A 16599-nucleotide genomic window follows, 5' to 3' on the forward strand; every position below is an offset into this window, starting at 1 on the left:
ACGGTAAGGAAACAATAACATCTGATGGAGAGGGAAGCCCTCCTTCAGTTATTCATTTAGACTTTGTAACTATTAACCCGTAGTCATTATTGACTACACCATTATTATACTAGGAGGAATGAAAATGATCACAAAGAAGATTGGATGGATCGGATGCGGAAACATGGGAGGAGCAATCCTCCGCGGAGCTCTGGAGAGCGGTGTGCTTGCCAGGGAAAACGCCATGGTCTATGATGTCAGCGCAGCCGCCATGGAGAAGGCAGAGGAATGGGGAGTGGCTCTGGGGGCGGACTGTGCGGATGTGTGCAGGAACAGCGACCTGATCCTGCTGGCGGTGAAGCCCCAGTACACGGAGCAGACGCTGGCCCAGTGCGGGGACGCCCTGGAGGGGAAGGCCCTCGTTTCCATAGTGGCCGGGATCACGGCGGAGAGACTGAGGGGGATGTGTAAGGGAAGTCCCCGCATCCTGCGGACTATGCCCAATGCGCCGGCCATGGTGTTTGAGGGAGCGTTCGCCCTCTGCTCCGACAATGACCTTGCGGCGGAAGAGATGGCGGCGGCCGAGGAGCTTTTCGAATCCATCGGTACTGTGGAGCAGGTGTCGGAGCATCTCATTGACGCGGTCTGTGGCCTTAGCGGCGGAGGCCCGGCCTATGTGGCCATGTTCATCGAGGCAATGGCTGACGGGGGCGTAAAGCAGGGACTGCCCCGGGCTGCCGCCTATCGGCTGGCGGCTCAGACCTGCCTGGGTACGGCAAAGATGATCCTGGATCTGGACATCCACCCGGGCCAGCTCAAGGATATGGTCACCTCTCCGGGAGGAACAACCATTGAGGGCTGCGAGGCGCTGGAAAAGGGCGGCATGAGAGGCGCGGTCATGGAGTGTATCAACGTGGCTACAGAGAAGTCGAAGAGGCTGTAAAAGAAAAAGCTGCACTCAGGGGAACAGATATAGGGAACGGGGGCTGTCCGGCAGGAGGACAGTCCCCGTTCCCTGTGAGAAGCTCTTTCCTGTCTATCTGTTCGGCGGCTGGGATATCCGACGGAATTCTCTGGGGCTTTTTTGGTACTTTTCCCTGAATTTGCGATAGAAGAAGCTGCTGTTTTCATAGCCTACCGCATGCAGGATGTCCTCTGCCGGGAGCTTTGTGTTTGCCAGCAGATAGGCGGCCTGCTGCAGTCTGCGCTCCATGAGGAGCTCCTTGAAATTTCTGGAGGTGTGCTGCTTTAAAAGGCGGCTGATGGCGTAGGGCTTCATATGAACAGAGGAGGCATACTCCTCCAGGGTGCCGGAGCGGTAGTGCTCATCGATGTACTGCAGAGCCATAAAGACCAGGTTCTGGTCAAAGAGCTCTCCCTCTTCATAGTCAATGGCGTCTGCAAAGCTGGTCAGATTGAGGAAGAGCAGGCCCATGGAGAACTGATTGATCGTATTTGGAGCAGAACTCTTCTGCACCAGCGTCCAGATCATGTTCTCAATGAGATTCTGGACGGGAAGGGCATCCCGGACATGAAAATGGAGATAGCTCCTTCCTGCGTTGTGCGCCTGAAGAGTGGAAAGGATAAAATTATAGAGGATGCTCCCGCTTTCCAGCATGTGTATAGCCTTGTCAAAAAACTCAGGGAGTATGATGAAGTTGACGGCAATATCATTTTCCCCGGCAGGAAGGATTTCCTGGGTAGCGTTCTGCCCCAGGAGAAGCAGGTCCCCCTCTGAGAGCACGATCCGGTGGGATCCGTTAATGATGTGGGTGGTGGAGCCGGCGCACATGTAGACCATTTCCACATAGTTGTGACCGTGCCGGGGGAAGTGTACAAACCTTGTGTGGGGGCGGACCTCAATAAGCTTTCCCTTTGACAGGAGCCTTCCGCTGTCGATGATAAAGCTTTTGGCGGATGTGTAGAGCTCGCGCCGGACATCTGTATTTCCATTCAGGATTTCCTGTTCTTCCGGTGTGATCTGTTTTAATATTTCTAAAATCCGTGGATCCATTCTGCCTCTCCTCTCCAATTGGGTGTATGTTAGTATATAGTATAGCACATGCTGCAAATAAGGTCCGTTTTTTTTGAAAATGCAGACCTAAAAAACCGGAGAAAAAGAGGGTATCCTAAAAGAAAAACGAAAGGAGAGAGGAAGCAGATGAAGAGCTATCTGGCGGTGGATATCGGAGCCTCCAGCGGCCGTCATATGCTGGGATATATGGAAGACGGCAGGATGAAGATGGAAGAAATCTACCGCTTTCCAAACGGGATGACTCAGAGGGACGGAAAGCTTTGCTGGAATGTGGAGGAGCTGTTTGGCGAGATCATAAACGGCATGAAGCAGTGCGTTAGGATGGGATATACTCCCGGGAGTATGGGGATTGATACCTGGGGGGTGGACTTTGTGCTCCTGGATGAGAAGGACCGCCTGCTCGGCCCGGCTGTGGGTTACAGAGACGGACGGACAAGGGGGATGGACCGGAAGGTCTATGAGACGGTGCCGGAGGAGGAGCTGTATATGCGGACCGGGATCCAGAAGCAGCTGTTTAATACCGTGTATCAGCTTGCGGCCCTGAGAGAGCGTGAGCCGGAGCTGCTGAGCCGGGCTTACAGCCTTCTCATGCTCCCTGACTATTTTCATTTTCTGCTGACAGGACAGAAGTCGGCAGAGTACACAAATGCGACTACCACTCAGCTTGTGAATGCGAGGACTGGACAGTGGGATAGAGAGCTCATAGAGCGTCTTCGCTTTCCTGGCAGGATCTTCCAGAAAATCCACAGACCGGGCACGGTCCTCGGGACGCTTCAGGAGAAGATCCGAAAAGAGGTGGGATTTGACTGTCAGGTAGTGCTGCCGGCCACCCATGATACGGGATCTGCCGTGCTCGCCATGCCATGCCGGGAGGACACAGGGCTGTACATCAGCTCCGGCACATGGTCCCTGATGGGGACAGAGGTGAGAGAGGCAGTCCTGACCGGGCAGGCGATGAAAGCAAATCTCACCAACGAGGGGGGCTATGACAGGAGATTTCGGCTTCTGAAAAATATCATGGGCCTGTGGATGATACAGTCTGTGCGCCATGAGGACGGAGATGCCTACAGCTTTGCATGGATCTGCGGGGAGGCAGAAAAAAACAAGTCTTTCCCCTCCAGAGTAAATGTAAATGACGACAGCTTTCTGGCCCCGGAAAGTATGAAAGAGGCTGTGAAGGCATATTGCCGGAGCACAGGACAGCAGGTGCCTGACACGCCAGGGCAGATCGGGGCGGTGATCTATCAGAGCCTGGCAGAGTGCTATGGGAGGACGATAGAGGAGATAGAAGCGGTCACGGGACAGACTTACCCGTGGATCCACATTATAGGAGGCGGAGCGAACGCTGATTACTTAAGCCAGATCACGGCAGAGGTTACCGGGCGCTGTGTGTCCGCCGGCCCTACAGAGGCGACCGCTATAGGCAATCTGGTGGTGCAGATGATGGCGGACGGCGTGTTTGGCAGCCTGAAGGAGGCGAGAGAGCACGTCAGAGAGTCGTTTGGGATAAAGGTATTTGCGCCGCAGAGAATATGTGAGAAGGGAGAATAAAAGAAATGACAGCCGAGGAGCGTTACAAGGAGGCAAAGTCAAGATATGCCGGAATAGCTGTGGACACGGACCGGGCGCTGGATATTTTAAAGGAGATCCCTGTGTCCATGCACTGCTGGCAGGGCGACGACGTGGCTGGCTTTGACTATGACGGCCCGCTCACAGGCGGGATCCAGACAACCGGAAATTATCCGGGGCGGGCCAGGACACCAGAAGAGCTGATGGAGGATATAGACAAGGTGCTGGCCCTGGCCCCGGGCAGGACAAAGCTGAATCTCCATGCATCCTATGCGGTTTTTGAGGATGGAGTGCAGGTGGACAGAGACAGGCTGCAGCCACGGACAGGCATGTCTTCGGATCGCGGAGTATTTTGCTGAGGAGACAGGGCAGCCCTGTGTCATGAACATATGGATACCAGACGGATTCAAGGACATTCCGGCGGACCGCCTGTCGCCCAGAGCCAGGTTTAAAGCCTCTCTGGACCAGATCCTGGACCTCCCCTACGACAGGGAGAAGGTGCTTGTGTGTCTGGAGTCCAAGGTGTTTGGCATCGGCATGGAGTCCTACACGGTCGGCTCCTGGGAGTTTGCCGTCAGCTATGCGGCCGGAAGGGGCATCCTCCCCCTGATGGACAACGGTCACTACCATCCCACGGAGATGGTCTCGGACAAGCTCTCTGCCATGCTGCTTTTCTTTGACAGGATCGCGCTGCATGTGACAAGGCCGGTGCGCTGGGATTCGGATCATGTGGTGCTCTTTGACGATGAGACGAGGGAGATAGCCGGAGAGATCGTGAGGAATAATGCTCTGGACAGAGTGATGATCGGCCTGGATTTCTTTGATGCCAGTATCAACCGCATAGCTGCCTGGACGGTGGGGCTGCGGAGCTTTCGAAAGGCCCTTCTTTATGCGCTCCTGACACCAAATGAAAGACTGGCAGAGCTCCAGAAGGAGGGCAGGCTTACGGAGGTCATGGTGCTGCGGGAGGAGCTGAAGACATACCCCTTCGGAGCTGTATGGGATTATTTCTGCGAAAAGGAAGGGGTTCCTGTGGGCGAGTCATGGTTTGAGGAAGTAAAGGAGTACGAGAGGAAAACTCTGGCCGGCAGACAGTAGGCAGATCGCCGGTGAAGAGATATAATAAAAGAAAAAGGAGAAGTAAAAATGAGTGGTGTTACGGATGCAAAATTTGTACAGGGTTTTATGAAAATGTGCAGTGACGGATGGGAGCTTGGATGGCATGAGAGGAACGGAGGAAATCTTACCTATCGCATGAAGGAGGAGGAAGTTCGGGAGGTGCTTCCCCTGCTTGACAGGACCGGAGAGTGGAAGTCCATTGGCGCTTCTGTCCCCGGACTTGCGGAGGAATATTTTCTGGTCACCGGAAGTGGGAAGTATTTTCGTAACGTGTCTCTGGACCCGGAGGACAGTACGGCCATTATTGAAATCGATGGGAAGGGAGAAAATTACCGGATCTGCTGGGGGCTGGTGAACGGCGGAAGACCTACCAGCGAGCTGCCCAGCCACCTGATGAACCATGAGGTGAAAAAGGAAGTCTCAGGCGGAAGGCACAGAGTCATCTACCACGCCCACACCCCGAATGTGATCGCTCTCACCTTTGTCCTTCCCCTCAGAGACGAGGTGTTTACAAGGGAAATCTGGGAGATGATGACAGAGTGCCCCATCGTGTTCCCGGACGGCATCGGCGTTGTGGGATGGATGGTGCCCGGCGGCAGAGATATTGCAGTGGAGACAAGCAGGTTGATGCGCACATACAATGTGGCTGTCTGGGCTCATCATGGCATGTTCTGCTCCGGGGAGGACTTTGACCTGACCTTCGGACTGATGCACACCGTGGAGAAATCTGCCGAGATACTGGTGAAGGTGCTCTCCATGCGCCCGGACAAGCGGCAGACGATCCAGCCTCAGGATTTCCAGGACCTTGCAGAGGAATTTCAGGTGGAACTGCCGGAGAGATTCCTCTATGAGAAGGGCTAGACAGCCGGATAAAGCGCTGTATTTTTTACGTCAGGAGGGAGGCATAGGCTATGCAGAAAAATAAATGGACGGATTTCCCCAAGGTGGAGCTGCACTGCCACCTGGACGGTTCCCTGAGCCGGGAGTTCGTGGAAGAGAGGCTGGGGAGGAAGGTGTCCCTTAAGGAGCTGCAGGTGGACAGGGACTGCCGGAGCCTTTTGCAGTACCTGGAAAAATTCAGCCTGCCCCTTGCCTGCCTCCAGGACGAGGAGGGGCTGCGGGGAGCCGGGTATGACTTTATAAAATCTGTGTCAAGGGAGAATGTGCGATATGTGGAGGTGCGCTTTGCGCCCTCCCTCTCGGCTCACGGCTCCCTTACCTGCGGGAGGGTGATACGGTCCCTCCTGGAAGGGCTGGAGCAGGGCAGAAGAGAGCTTGGGACAGAGTACAATGTCATTGTGTGCGCCATGCGGGGGCATACCTTTGAGCAGAATCTGGCTATGCTTCAGGCGGCCCGGGAGTTTCTGGGCCAGGGCGTGTGCGGGGCGGACCTGGCGGGCAATGAGGCGGCCTATCCCATGGCGGATTTCCTGGAGCTCTTTGCCCGGGCAAAAGAGATGGGGATGCCCTTCACCATCCATGCGGGAGAGTGCGGGAGCCCTGCAAATATCCGGGATGCCATAGACGCCGGAGCCTGGCGGATCGGCCACGGGATTGCGATGAGAGGGCAGGATGAGCTCAAAAGGCTCTGCAGGCAGAAGAATATCGGCATTGAGCTGTGCCCTGTCAGCAATCTCCAGACAAAGGCGGTGGAGAGCCCCGGGGATTATCCTTTGAGAGAATTTCTGGACGGGGGACTGAAGGTCACTGTCAACACCGATAACCGCACGGTCAGCGGCAGCACGCTGTCCGGGGAGCTGGAGCTTGTGCAGGAACTTTATGGTATCAGTGACCTGGAGATCCGCCGGATGATGGAGAACGCCGCTGAGGTCTCCTTTGCGGACGACAGTGTAAAGCAGGAGCTGCTCCGGCAGATACGGGCCGCGAAAGGAGGAGACTATGAAACGCTATAAAAGGATTTTCGTTATTGTCCTGGATTCTCTGGGCGTAGGAGCCATGCCCGACGCACCGGAGTACGGAGATGCGGGTGTGGATACCTTCGGACATATCCTTCGGGCTGTGGGTCCTCTCTCCATCCCTCATCTGCAGAAGCTGGGCATGCTGAACCTGCATCCCTGTCCGCAGCTGGGCCCTGTTCCGGCGCCTGCGGGGCGCTTCATGCGGATGGCGGAGGCCAGCAGGAGCAAGGACACCATGACCGGTCACTGGGAGATGATGGGGCTGAAGGTGGAGAAACCATTTAAGACCTTTACGGAGCACGGATTTCCGCCGGAGCTGATCGCCGAGCTGGAAAAGCGGTGCGGCAAAAGGGTGATAGGCAACAAGAGCGAGAGTGGGACGAAGATCCTGGACGAGCTGGGGGAGGAGGAGATACGGGACGGCTCCATGATCGTCTACACCTCTGCCGACTCGGTGCTCCAGATCGCAGGCAACGAGGAGACCTTTGACCTTGCTGAACTGTACCGGTGCTGTGAGATTGCCAGGGAGCTTACTATGAGGGATGAGTGGAAGGTGGGGCGGGTCATTGCAAGACCTTATGTGGGAAAGAAGAAGGGCCAGTTTGTCCGCACCAGCAACCGCCGGGACTATGCGCTGAAGCCATTTGGAAGGACGGCTATGAACGTGCTCAGGGACGCAGGCCTCGATGTGATCGCGGTTGGCAAGATCCACGACATCTTCTCGGGTGAGGGGATCACCCGCTCCCTCCACTCGGACAGCTCCGTACACGGCATGGAGCAGACCTGCGGACTGTGCCGGGAGGATTTCCGGGGACTGTGCTTTACGAATCTGGTGGACTTTGACGCCCTGTGGGGACACAGGAGAGACCCTGCCGGGTATGCGGGGGAGATAGAGAGGTTTGACGCGGGCCTGGGACGGCTGATGGAGCTTATGAGGGAGGATGACCTGGTGATCCTGACGGCGGACCACGGCAATGACCCCACATACACAGGGACGGACCACACCCGGGAGTACGTGCCCTTTATTGCCTGGTCTCCCTCCATGGAGAGCGGAGGGGCACTGCCGGATGCGGACACCTTTGCCGTCATAGGGGCTACCGTGACGGACAATTTCGGCCTGGAGCTGCCGGAGGGGACTATAGGTACCTCCCGGCTGCCTGAGCTGCTGTAGAGAATTGCGGAGAAAGGGGAAGACTATGTACAGACGACTGAAAAACTATGTGGATATCATAAGAGAGAGGACGGATCTTGTTCCCGGCGCGGCCATCGTGCTGGGATCAGGGCTCGGCGCCTACGGGGAGCGGATCCGGGTGGAGGCAGAGATACCCTACAGCCGGCTGGAGGGCTTCCCGGTCTCCACTGTGGCCGGCCATCAGGGACGCTTCCTCTTCGGCACGGTGAGGGGAGTGCCTGTGGTGCTGATGCAGGGGAGAGTCCACTACTACGAAGGGTACGACATGCAGGAGGTGGTCCTGCCCGTCCGGCTGATGGGGATGCTGGGGGCGCACACGCTCCTTCTGACCAATGCGGCAGGAGGGATCAACCTGTCCTACGAGCCGGGTGACCTGATGATGCTCACAGACCATATTTCTTCCTTTGTTCCCAGTCCTTTGCGGGGAGCCAATATGGAGGAGCTGGGGCCCCGCTTTCCTGATATGAGCCAGGTCTATGACCGGGGACTGATGGAGAAGCTGCGGGGTGCGGCGCAAAGAGAGGGGATCGTCCTGCGGGAGGGCGTATATGCCCAGATGTCCGGACCCAATTATGAGACGCCGGCGGAGATACGGATGCTCCGCACCCTGGGGGCGGACGCCGTGGGCATGAGCACGGTCTGTGAGGCCATGGCAGCCCGCCATATGGGAATGCGTGTGTGCGGCATATCCTGTATCACCAATATGGCAGCAGGCATACTGGACAGGCCGCTGGACCACCAGGAGGTGCAGGAGACGGCCGACAGGGTGAAAGATCACTTCGAGCGGCTGGTGACCTCTTTTGTCAGCAGCCTGGCGTAAAAGCTGCCTCTTTGAAACAAGGATTGACAAACTCTGCCGTGGGGCCTATGATTATTACTAATACTAATAGCAATTGCGGATGGAGAGAAAGCATGGATTACAAAGAGATGGCAGAGGAGCTGTTGAAAATGCGCTCTGAATGGTCTCATGTGGCGGCGAATGAGGAGCTGGCCAGGCTCACGAAGGGAGAGTGCTTTGTCCTGAACTATCTGGAAAAAAGGGGAGGGACAGCCTTCCCGAAGGATCTCAGCAGAGAGATGCAGGTCAGCACAGCGCGCATTGCCGCGCTTTTAAAGCATATGGAGATGAAGGGGTGGGTGACCCGCGCGGCTGACTGCCAGGATAACAGGCAGGTCATCGTCTCTCTTACTCCTGCAGGCAGAGCTGAGATCGAAGACAAGAGAGAGAAGGCGCTGGAGGATGTGGCCAGGCTGTTGGAATTTCTGGGGCCCCGGGATGCGGAGACTCTGCTGCGCATCCAGAAAAAGGTTGTGAAAGAATTTGCAGGACAGGAATAGAGAAAGGGCTGGACATGTTGTTCCGGCCCTTTTGTCACCCGACCGGGAAATTTGGCGCACGGAAACAGTTGACTGGCTCCCCCGGCTGTGTGAAAATTATAGATAAGGCTTATATCGCGGGAGGCAGATATGGAACTGACCCGGCTGCTCTCACAGGTGAGATATGAGGTGATACAAGGTACAGTCCACACCCCGGCAGAGGGTGTGACGAACGACACGAGGGATTTAAAGAGGGGGGATGTCTACGTCTGCATTGCGGGGTACGGAACAGACGGACACGGGTTTGTCCCGGAGGCGGTGGAAAAAGGCGCGTGGGTCATTGTGGCTGAGAAGGAGATCACCTGCCCCCCCGGCGTGACGGTGATCCGGGTATCTGATACCCGTTGGGCCCTGGCCGCCATGTCCGCGGCTGCCCGGGGATATCCTGCAGAGCACCTGCGGGTCATCGGCATAACCGGGACCAAGGGGAAGACAACCACTGCCTGGATGCTGCGGGATATCCTGCGGATGGAGGAGGGAGCCTGCGGCCTGGTGGGGACTGTCGAGACGGACACAGGGCTGCGGCGCTTTCAAAGCACACGCACAACCCCGGAGTCCTGCCAGCTCATGAAATATTTTCAGGAGATGAGGGAGGCGGGCATAGCAAGTGCGGTGATGGAGGTGTCCTCCCAGGCGCTGAAGCTGGAGCGGACCGCCTGCATTCCCTTCCGCATGGGGATATTCACCAACCTGGGGGAGGACCACATCGGCCCGGGGGAGCATGACAGCATGGAGGAGTACCGGCGGTGCAAGCATCTTCTGTTCCTCCAGTGCGAGACCGGGCTTGGCAATATCGATGATCCCTGCTATGGGGAAATCTTTGACCGGACCGGGTGCAGGAGAGTCACCTTCGGCACGGGGGAGGGCGCAAAGTGGCGGGCCGTAAAGATAAAGGAGGAGACCAGGGGAGGCCGCATCGGCATGAGCTTTGAGATAGAGGGCCGGGAAGGGACCTTTTTCATCCCTCTCCCGGGGAGATACAATGTGTACAATGCCCTTGCAGCTGCGGCTGCCGCCTTTGAGCTGGGCGCCCGGGGGGAGACAGTGCGAAAGGCCCTGAGCCGGGTCAGAGTCCCGGGACGGATGGAGCTGGTTTCCTCCTCGGGCGGGCGGACCATTTTCCTCGATTACGCCCACAATGCCATGAGCCTTTCCTGTGCCCTGTCCACTCTGAGGGGGTTCGCGAGAGGCCGGCTCATTGTCCTCTTTGGATGCGGGGGAAACAGGTCCAGGCAGAGGCGCCGCGAGATGGGGGAGACGGCGGGGCGGATGGCGGACGAGACGTTCATCACCAGCGACAACCCCAGGGAGGAAAGACCGGAGGACATCATAGCAGACATTGTGGAGGGAATGAGGCGGACGGAAGGGACTTACACGGTCATACCGGACCGCAGGGAGGCTATCCGCTGTGCGCTGGAGAGGAGCGGGAGCGGGGACGTGGTCCTGGTCGCGGGAAAGGGACACGAGACATACCAGGAAATACAGGGAGTGCGGTATCCCATGGACGACAGGGAGACCATACTGGATGCACTCCGGGGAGAGAAGGACGGGTAAGGATGCCGGGAAGAAGGATTTACGCAGACATCATCATTGACATTACAACTGAAAAGCTGGACAAAATATTCCAGTACACGGTTCCGGAGGAGCTGGAAGGAAGGCTGGAGGTGGGGACGGAGGTCCTTGTCCCCTTTGGAAAGGGAAATAAAGAGACCCGGGGATACATTGTGGGGTTTTCCGAGACTCCCGGCTACGATCCGGCGAAGATAAAGGAAATCCTGGCAGTGCCGGAGGAGAGCGTGGGCATCGAGACCCGGCTGGTGGCCCTGGCCGCCTGGATGAAGGAGTCCTACGGGGGAACCATGATCCAGGCCCTGAAGACAGTCCTCCCCATCAAGAGGAAGGAGCGGGAGAGGGAGAAGAAGACACTGGTCCTTCTCGTCTCCCCGGAGGAGGGAGAGGAGAGATTACGGTGGTATCAGAAGAAGAACCAGAAGGCCCGGGCCCGTCTTCTTGAGGCCCTCCTTTCAAGCCCCAGGCTGGACTACGACCTGGCCAGAGAGAAGCTGAATATCACTCGTCCGGTGGTGCGGGCCCTGGAGGAGGCGGGACTTCTTGGCACAGAGTCCTCCCGGGTGTACCGGAACCCGGTGCAGGCCGGAGGGGAAGAAGGAAGACAGATCGCGTACACTCCGGAGCAGGAGGCGGCCATCCGGAGATTTGCAGAGGACTATGACCAGGGGCTGCGGCGCACCTACCTGGTCTACGGCGTCACCGGCAGCGGCAAGACGGAGGTCTACATGGCCATGATCCGGAAGGTGGTGGAGGCGGGCAGACAGGCCATTGTGCTCATCCCTGAGATCGCCCTCACCTGGCAGACCGTGCTCCGATTTCAGAGGATGTTCGGGGACCGGGTGTCCATCCTCAACTCCCGGATGTCGGCAGGGGAGAGGTATGACCAGATGCAGCGGGCGAAAAAGGGGGAGATAGACGTCATGATCGGCCCAAGGTCCGCCCTTTTTACCCCCTTTCCCAGGCTGGGCCTCATTGTCATAGACGAGGAGCACGAGGGGAGCTACAAGAGTGAGCAGGTACCCCGGTATCATGCCCGGGAGACGGCTGTGGAGAGGGCCCGTCTGGAGGGAGCCGGCGTGGTGCTTGGATCGGCCACGCCATCCCTGGAGGCATTCTACCGCTGTGAGAGGGGAGAGTACGTGCTGCTGCGCCTGCCATCCAGGGCCGGCAGCGCCGCTCTGCCCCGGGTCTGTGTGGCAGATATGCGGGAGGAGCTGAAGAGGGGAAACCGGTCCATCTTCAGCGACAGACTGAGAGCGCTCATGGAGGACCGGCTGAAAAAGGGACAGCAGGCCATGCTCTTTATCAACCGGAGAGGTTATGCGGGCTTTGTGTCCTGCCGGGCCTGCGGCCATGTCATCAAATGCCCCCACTGTGATGTGTCCCTGTCCGCACACCGGGGCGGGCAGCTCGTCTGCCACTACTGCGGCTACGAGAGGCCCATGGTGCGGACCTGCCCGGAGTGCGGCTCACCCCATATCGGCGGGTTTAAGGCGGGCACCCAGCAGATCGAGGAGATGGTAAAGCGGGAGTTCCCGGGGGCCAGAGTGCTCCGGATGGACGCGGACACCACCCGGAGAAAGGACGGCCATGAGAAGATCCTCTCCGCCTTCGGGGACGGGGAGGCGGATATCCTTGTGGGCACCCAGATGATCGTCAAGGGCCACGATTTCCCCAACGTGACCCTGGTGGGCGTGCTGGCTGCGGACATGTCCCTCTACAGCGACGACTACCGCTCCGCGGAGCGCACCTTCCAGCTCCTGACACAGGCCGCCGGCAGGGCGGGAAGAGGAGACTGCGGGGGCGAGGTGGTGATCCAGACCTACAGTCCGGACCACTACAGCATCGAGACCGCTGCCCGTCAGGACTACGAGGCATTCTACGAGGAGGAGATACGGTACCGGGAGATGATGGGATACCCGCCCACTGCCCATCTCCTCGCCGTGCTCCTGTCTGCGGAGGACGAGGAGAAGCTGACAGCCGCCTCCGCCTACCTGAGAGGATTCGCGGCCCGGCTGGGGGCCTCGGGACAGCTTGTGGTGATCGGTCCGGCCAGTCCCTATGTGGGGAAGGTGAGCGATGTTTACCGAAAGATACTCTATCTAAAATGTGAGAAATATGGTATGCTTGTTAAGGCGAAGGACAGGATGGAGCAGTATATCGAGCTGAACCGGGGGTTCCGCGACATCCGGATCCAGTTTGATTTTGACCCCCTGCATTCCTTTTGACAGGACGCCGTTTTGACAGACAGAGAATATTTTTATAGAAGGAGCTTGAGATATATGGCAACCAGAAAGATAAGAGAGCTTGGAGACGAAGTGCTGACCAAGCAGTGCAAAGAAGTGACGAAGATGACCCTGCGGACAAAGGTCCTGATCCAGGATATGCTGGATACGATGTACGAGGCCCTGGGAGTGGGGCTTGCGGCCCCCCAGGTGGGTGTGCTCAAGAGGATCGTTGTCATCGATGTGGGGGAGGGCCCCATCATCCTCGTGAACCCGGAGATACTGGAGACCTCCGGCGAGCAGACAGGCGAGGAGGGGTGCCTGAGCGTGCCCGGCAAATCCGGCCAGGTGACAAGGCCTGACTATGTGAAGGTAAAGGCGCTGAACGAGGACATGGAAGAGGTTGAGCTGGAGGGCACCGGACTTCTGGCGAGGGCCTTCTGCCACGAGATCGACCATCTGGACGGAAAGATGTACGTGGACCTTGTGGAGGGAGAGCTCCACGATGTGACCTACGATGAGGAGGATGAGTAGATGAGAGTGATCTTTATGGGGACTCCGGATTTCTCCGTGGGGACCCTGGAGGCCCTGATACAGGCGGGGCACGAGGTGGTGCTGGCCGTGACCCAGCCTGACAGGCCCAGAGGGCGAGGCGGGAAGGTGCAGTACACGCCGGTGAAGGAGAAGGCCCTGGAGCACGGCATCCCGGTCTTTCAGCCTGTGAAGGTGAGGGAGAAGAGCTGCGTGGAGGAGCTGGCCCGCTATGGGGCGGACGTGATGGTAGTCATTGCCTTCGGACAGATCCTCCCTAAGGAAATCCTGGAGCTCACCCCCTACGGCTGCATCAACGTCCACGCCTCCCTCCTGCCGAAGTACCGAGGCGCCGCGCCCATCCAGTGGTCCATCATCGACGGGGAGACGGTCACCGGCGTGACCACCATGCAGATGGACGAGGGGCTGGACACCGGGGATATGCTCCTCAAAGCAGAGGTACCCATCGAGGCGGACGAGACCGGCGGCAGCCTTCACGACAAGCTGGCTGCAGCCGGGGCAGAGCTCTGCGTGGAGACGCTGAAGGCCCTGGAGGATGGAACTGCGCATCCCGAAAAGCAGGGGGAGACGCCCACCCGCTATGCCCGGCAGCTGTCCAGGGAGACGGGCAGGATCGACTGGACAGAGGACGCTGCCTCCATAGAGCGGCTTGTGCGGGGGTTGAATCCCTGGCCCAGCGCCTGGACCATCTGGGAGGGAGAGACCATGAAGATCTGGGGGGCAGAGGTGCTGGAAAAGGAGAGCGGACAGCCCTGCGGCACCGTGGCGGAGGTGACGAAGGAGGGCTTCCTTGTCCAGACAGGGAAGGGACTTCTGGCAGTCACACAGCTGCAGATCCCGGGAAAGAAGCAAATGGCTGCGGACGCCTTTCTCAGAGGCTACAGGCTGGAGCCCGGGACAAGGCTTGGCGAAGGATAAATTGAAGAATAAATGAAAAAGTGTTAAATTTATATGAAAAACAGGTTGACAGCCTGTTTTTCGTATATAATACTCCTCTAGGAGGTTGATCATTATGTTGTATCCAATGTATTACTGGTTTGATCCCACGTATATACTTGTCATTGCGGGTGTGATCATCTGTCTGGCGGCTTCCGCCAAAATGCGGTCCACCTTTAACAGATATTCCAGGGTCCGCAGCCACAGCGGCCTGACCGGGCAGGAGGCGGCATGTGAGGTGCTGCGCCGGGCGGGCATCTACGATGTGCGGGTGGAGAGGGTGGCAGGAAACCTGACCGACCACTATGACCCCAGGACCAAGGTGCTGCGCCTCTCCGACGCCACCTACAGCTCTACTTCCCTGGCGGCGGTGGGGGTGGCGGCTCATGAGTGCGGGCACGCCATGCAGCACGCCCAGGGGTATGTGCCCCTGAAGATCAGAGGGTCCCTGGTGCCCCTGGCCAACCTGGGTAGCACCCTGGCCTGGCCCCTCATCCTCATCGGGCTCCTCTTTACAGGCCGCTCCTCGGAGATGTTCCTGAACCTGGGCATCCTTGCCTTCTCCCTGGCGGTCCTGTTCCAGCTTGTGACCCTGCCGGTGGAGTTCAACGCCTCCAACAGAGCGGTGCGCATCCTGGGCAGCTCCGGTATCATGTACCCGGACGAGCTCCAGGGCACAAAGAAGGTGCTGGGAGCGGCGGCACTCACCTATGTGGCGGGGGCGGCGGCCTCCATCCTGCAGCTTCTGCGTATCATCCTGCTGGCAGGAAACAGGCGGAGATAGAGCCGCGCAAGACGGACAAAGAGAGAAAGAGGAGGGACCGATGGCAAAAGTCAATACAAGGGACCTGGTGGTGGAGATCCTTCTCCTTGTCACCAGGGACGGACAGTACAGCCATATTGCGCTGAATCAGGTGCTGGGGAAATATCAGTATCTGGATAAAAGTGACAGGGCCTTTATCACGAGAGTGGTGGAGGGGACCCTGGAGCGGATGATCGAGCTGGACTATATCACAGACCAGTTTTCAAAAGTAAAAGTAAAGAAGATGAAGCCTGTCATACAGGCCATTATCAGGAGCGCGGTCTATCAGCTGAAGTACATGGACAGCGTTCCTAATCGTGCTGTCTGCAGCGAGGCGGTGAAGCTGGCGGTCTCACGGGGATTTGGCGGTCTGAGGGGATTTGTCAACGGGGTGCTCCGCTCCATTGCGAGAAACCTGGACACAGTGTCCTACCCGGAGGAGGGGACCCTGGAGCATCTCAGCGTGGCCTACTCCATGCCCCGGTGGATACTGGAGCAGTGGCTCTCTGTATACAGCCTGGAGCAGGTGGAGAGGATGCTGCAGGATTTCCTTCAGGAGAAGCCCACCTCCATCCGCTGCAATCTCCACCAGATTTCCAGGAAGGAGCTCAAAGAAAAGCTGACCCGTGAAGGGGTGAAGGCGGAGGAAGTGCCGGAGCTTCCCTGCGCTCTTCTCATCTCCGGCTATGACTATCTGGCGGCCCTCCCAAGCTTTCAGGAGGGGGACTTCCAGGTGCAGGACATCAGCTCCATGCTGGTGGCCCGGCGGGCAGACCCGAAGGAGGGGGCCTATGTCATAGACGTGTGCGCTGCCCCCGGCGGGAAGGCGCTCCACCTGGCGGATATGCTGGCGGGAACAGGTATGGTGGAGGCCAGGGATATCAGCGACTACAAGGTGGAGCTCATATGGGACAATATCCGCCGGTCCGGCATGGACAATATCCGGGCAGTCCGCTGGGACGCCACGGTCCTGGATGAGGAATCTGTGGAGAAGGCAGACATTGTGATCGCGGATCTTCCATGCTCAGGACTTGGAGTCCTGGGGAGAAAGAGCGACCTGAAATACCGGATGACACCGGAAAGCGAGGCTGAGCTTGCTTCTTTGCAGAGGAAGATGCTCTCGGTGGTGTGGAGGTATGTGAAGCCCGGCGGGAAGCTGGTCTACAGCACCTGCACCATCAACCGGGAGGAGAACGAGGAGAACGCGGCCTGGTTCCAGGCGGAGCATCCGGACTTCCGGCTGGTGAGCGAGGAGCAGCTCCTCCCCGGGCAGCAGGCGGGAGACGGATTTTACATTGCTGTTTTCGTCAGAAAGGATTAAG

14 protein-coding genes and 1 pseudogene are annotated in these 16599 nt (G+C 58.1%); 14 read left to right on the forward strand and 1 reads right to left on the reverse strand.

The window, feature by feature from the left end:
• Nucleotides 1-124 precede the first annotated feature (124 nt).
• Nucleotides 125-922 carry a pyrroline-5-carboxylate reductase gene (proC, locus tag B5E62_RS12355; protein WP_087174857.1) on the forward strand — a complete coding sequence of 266 codons (798 nt, stop codon included), beginning with the start codon at nucleotides 125-127 and terminating at the stop codon, nucleotides 920-922.
• A 93-nt stretch (nucleotides 923-1015) separates the two neighbouring features.
• Here proC and B5E62_RS12360 read toward each other — a convergent pair whose 3' ends face one another.
• Nucleotides 1016-1993 (reverse strand): AraC family transcriptional regulator, encoded by a 978-nt coding sequence (locus B5E62_RS12360; protein ID WP_087174858.1) that lies wholly within the window; start codon nucleotides 1991-1993, stop codon nucleotides 1016-1018.
• A gap of 147 nt (nucleotides 1994-2140) precedes the next feature.
• Here B5E62_RS12360 and rhaB point away from each other — a divergent pair, with 147 nt between their 5' ends.
• The 13 genes and pseudogenes from rhaB to rsmB all read left to right on the forward strand — a co-directional run bounded on the left by rhaB (nucleotide 2141) and on the right by rsmB (nucleotide 16598).
• Nucleotides 2141-3565 (forward strand): rhamnulokinase, encoded by a 1425-nt coding sequence (gene rhaB, locus B5E62_RS12365; RefSeq protein ID WP_087174859.1) that lies wholly within the window; start codon nucleotides 2141-2143, stop codon nucleotides 3563-3565.
• Between the two features lie 5 nt (nucleotides 3566-3570).
• A pseudogene (locus B5E62_RS12370) lies at nucleotides 3571-4681 on the forward strand (L-rhamnose isomerase).
• 48 nt (nucleotides 4682-4729) lie between these two features.
• Nucleotides 4730-5563, forward strand: coding sequence for a rhamnulose-1-phosphate aldolase (rhaD, locus tag B5E62_RS12375; RefSeq protein ID WP_087174860.1), 834 nt, complete (start codon nucleotides 4730-4732; stop codon nucleotides 5561-5563).
• 50 nt (nucleotides 5564-5613) lie between these two features.
• Nucleotides 5614-6615, forward strand: coding sequence for an adenosine deaminase (gene add, locus B5E62_RS12380; RefSeq protein ID WP_087174861.1), 1002 nt, complete (start codon nucleotides 5614-5616; stop codon nucleotides 6613-6615).
• Nucleotides 6602-7792 (forward strand): phosphopentomutase, encoded by a 1191-nt coding sequence (locus tag B5E62_RS12385; RefSeq protein ID WP_087174862.1) that lies wholly within the window; start codon nucleotides 6602-6604, stop codon nucleotides 7790-7792. The genes add and B5E62_RS12385 overlap by 14 nt, the downstream gene beginning before the upstream one ends.
• Before the next feature lie 25 nt (nucleotides 7793-7817).
• A complete protein-coding gene (locus tag B5E62_RS12390) occupies nucleotides 7818-8633 on the forward strand; it encodes a purine-nucleoside phosphorylase (RefSeq protein ID WP_087174863.1) in 816 nt (271 codons plus the stop codon).
• Nucleotides 8634-8725: 92 nt separating this feature from the next.
• Nucleotides 8726-9151, forward strand: a complete 426-nt coding sequence (locus B5E62_RS12395; RefSeq protein ID WP_162610306.1) for a MarR family winged helix-turn-helix transcriptional regulator — start codon at nucleotides 8726-8728, stop codon at nucleotides 9149-9151.
• Nucleotides 9152-9280: 129 nt separating this feature from the next.
• Complete coding sequence (locus B5E62_RS12400) at nucleotides 9281-10744, forward strand: UDP-N-acetylmuramoyl-L-alanyl-D-glutamate--2,6-diaminopimelate ligase (protein WP_087174865.1); 1464 nt, start codon at nucleotides 9281-9283, stop codon at nucleotides 10742-10744.
• A 17-nt stretch (nucleotides 10745-10761) separates the two neighbouring features.
• Nucleotides 10762-12990, forward strand: coding sequence for a replication restart helicase PriA (gene priA / locus B5E62_RS12405; RefSeq protein WP_087174920.1), 2229 nt, complete (start codon nucleotides 10762-10764; stop codon nucleotides 12988-12990).
• Nucleotides 12991-13044: 54 nt separating this feature from the next.
• Nucleotides 13045-13521, forward strand: a complete 477-nt coding sequence (gene def, locus B5E62_RS12410) for a peptide deformylase (RefSeq protein WP_087174866.1) — start codon at nucleotides 13045-13047, stop codon at nucleotides 13519-13521.
• Nucleotides 13522-14457: a methionyl-tRNA formyltransferase gene (gene fmt / locus B5E62_RS12415; protein ID WP_087174867.1), complete on the forward strand. Its 936-nt coding sequence runs from the start codon at nucleotides 13522-13524 to the stop codon at nucleotides 14455-14457.
• Nucleotides 14458-14551: 94 nt separating this feature from the next.
• Nucleotides 14552-15259 (forward strand): zinc metallopeptidase, encoded by a 708-nt coding sequence (locus tag B5E62_RS12420; RefSeq protein ID WP_087174868.1) that lies wholly within the window; start codon nucleotides 14552-14554, stop codon nucleotides 15257-15259.
• 40 nt (nucleotides 15260-15299) lie between these two features.
• On the forward strand, nucleotides 15300-16598 hold the full coding sequence (gene rsmB / locus B5E62_RS12425) for a 16S rRNA (cytosine(967)-C(5))-methyltransferase RsmB (RefSeq protein WP_087174869.1): 1299 nt from the start codon (nucleotides 15300-15302) through the stop codon (nucleotides 16596-16598).
• Nucleotide 16599: the final 1 nt, after the last annotated feature.

This window comes from Lachnoclostridium sp. An118 (genome assembly GCF_002160985.1).
Lineage (GTDB): Bacteria > Bacillota > Clostridia > Lachnospirales > Lachnospiraceae > Claveliimonas > Claveliimonas stercoravium.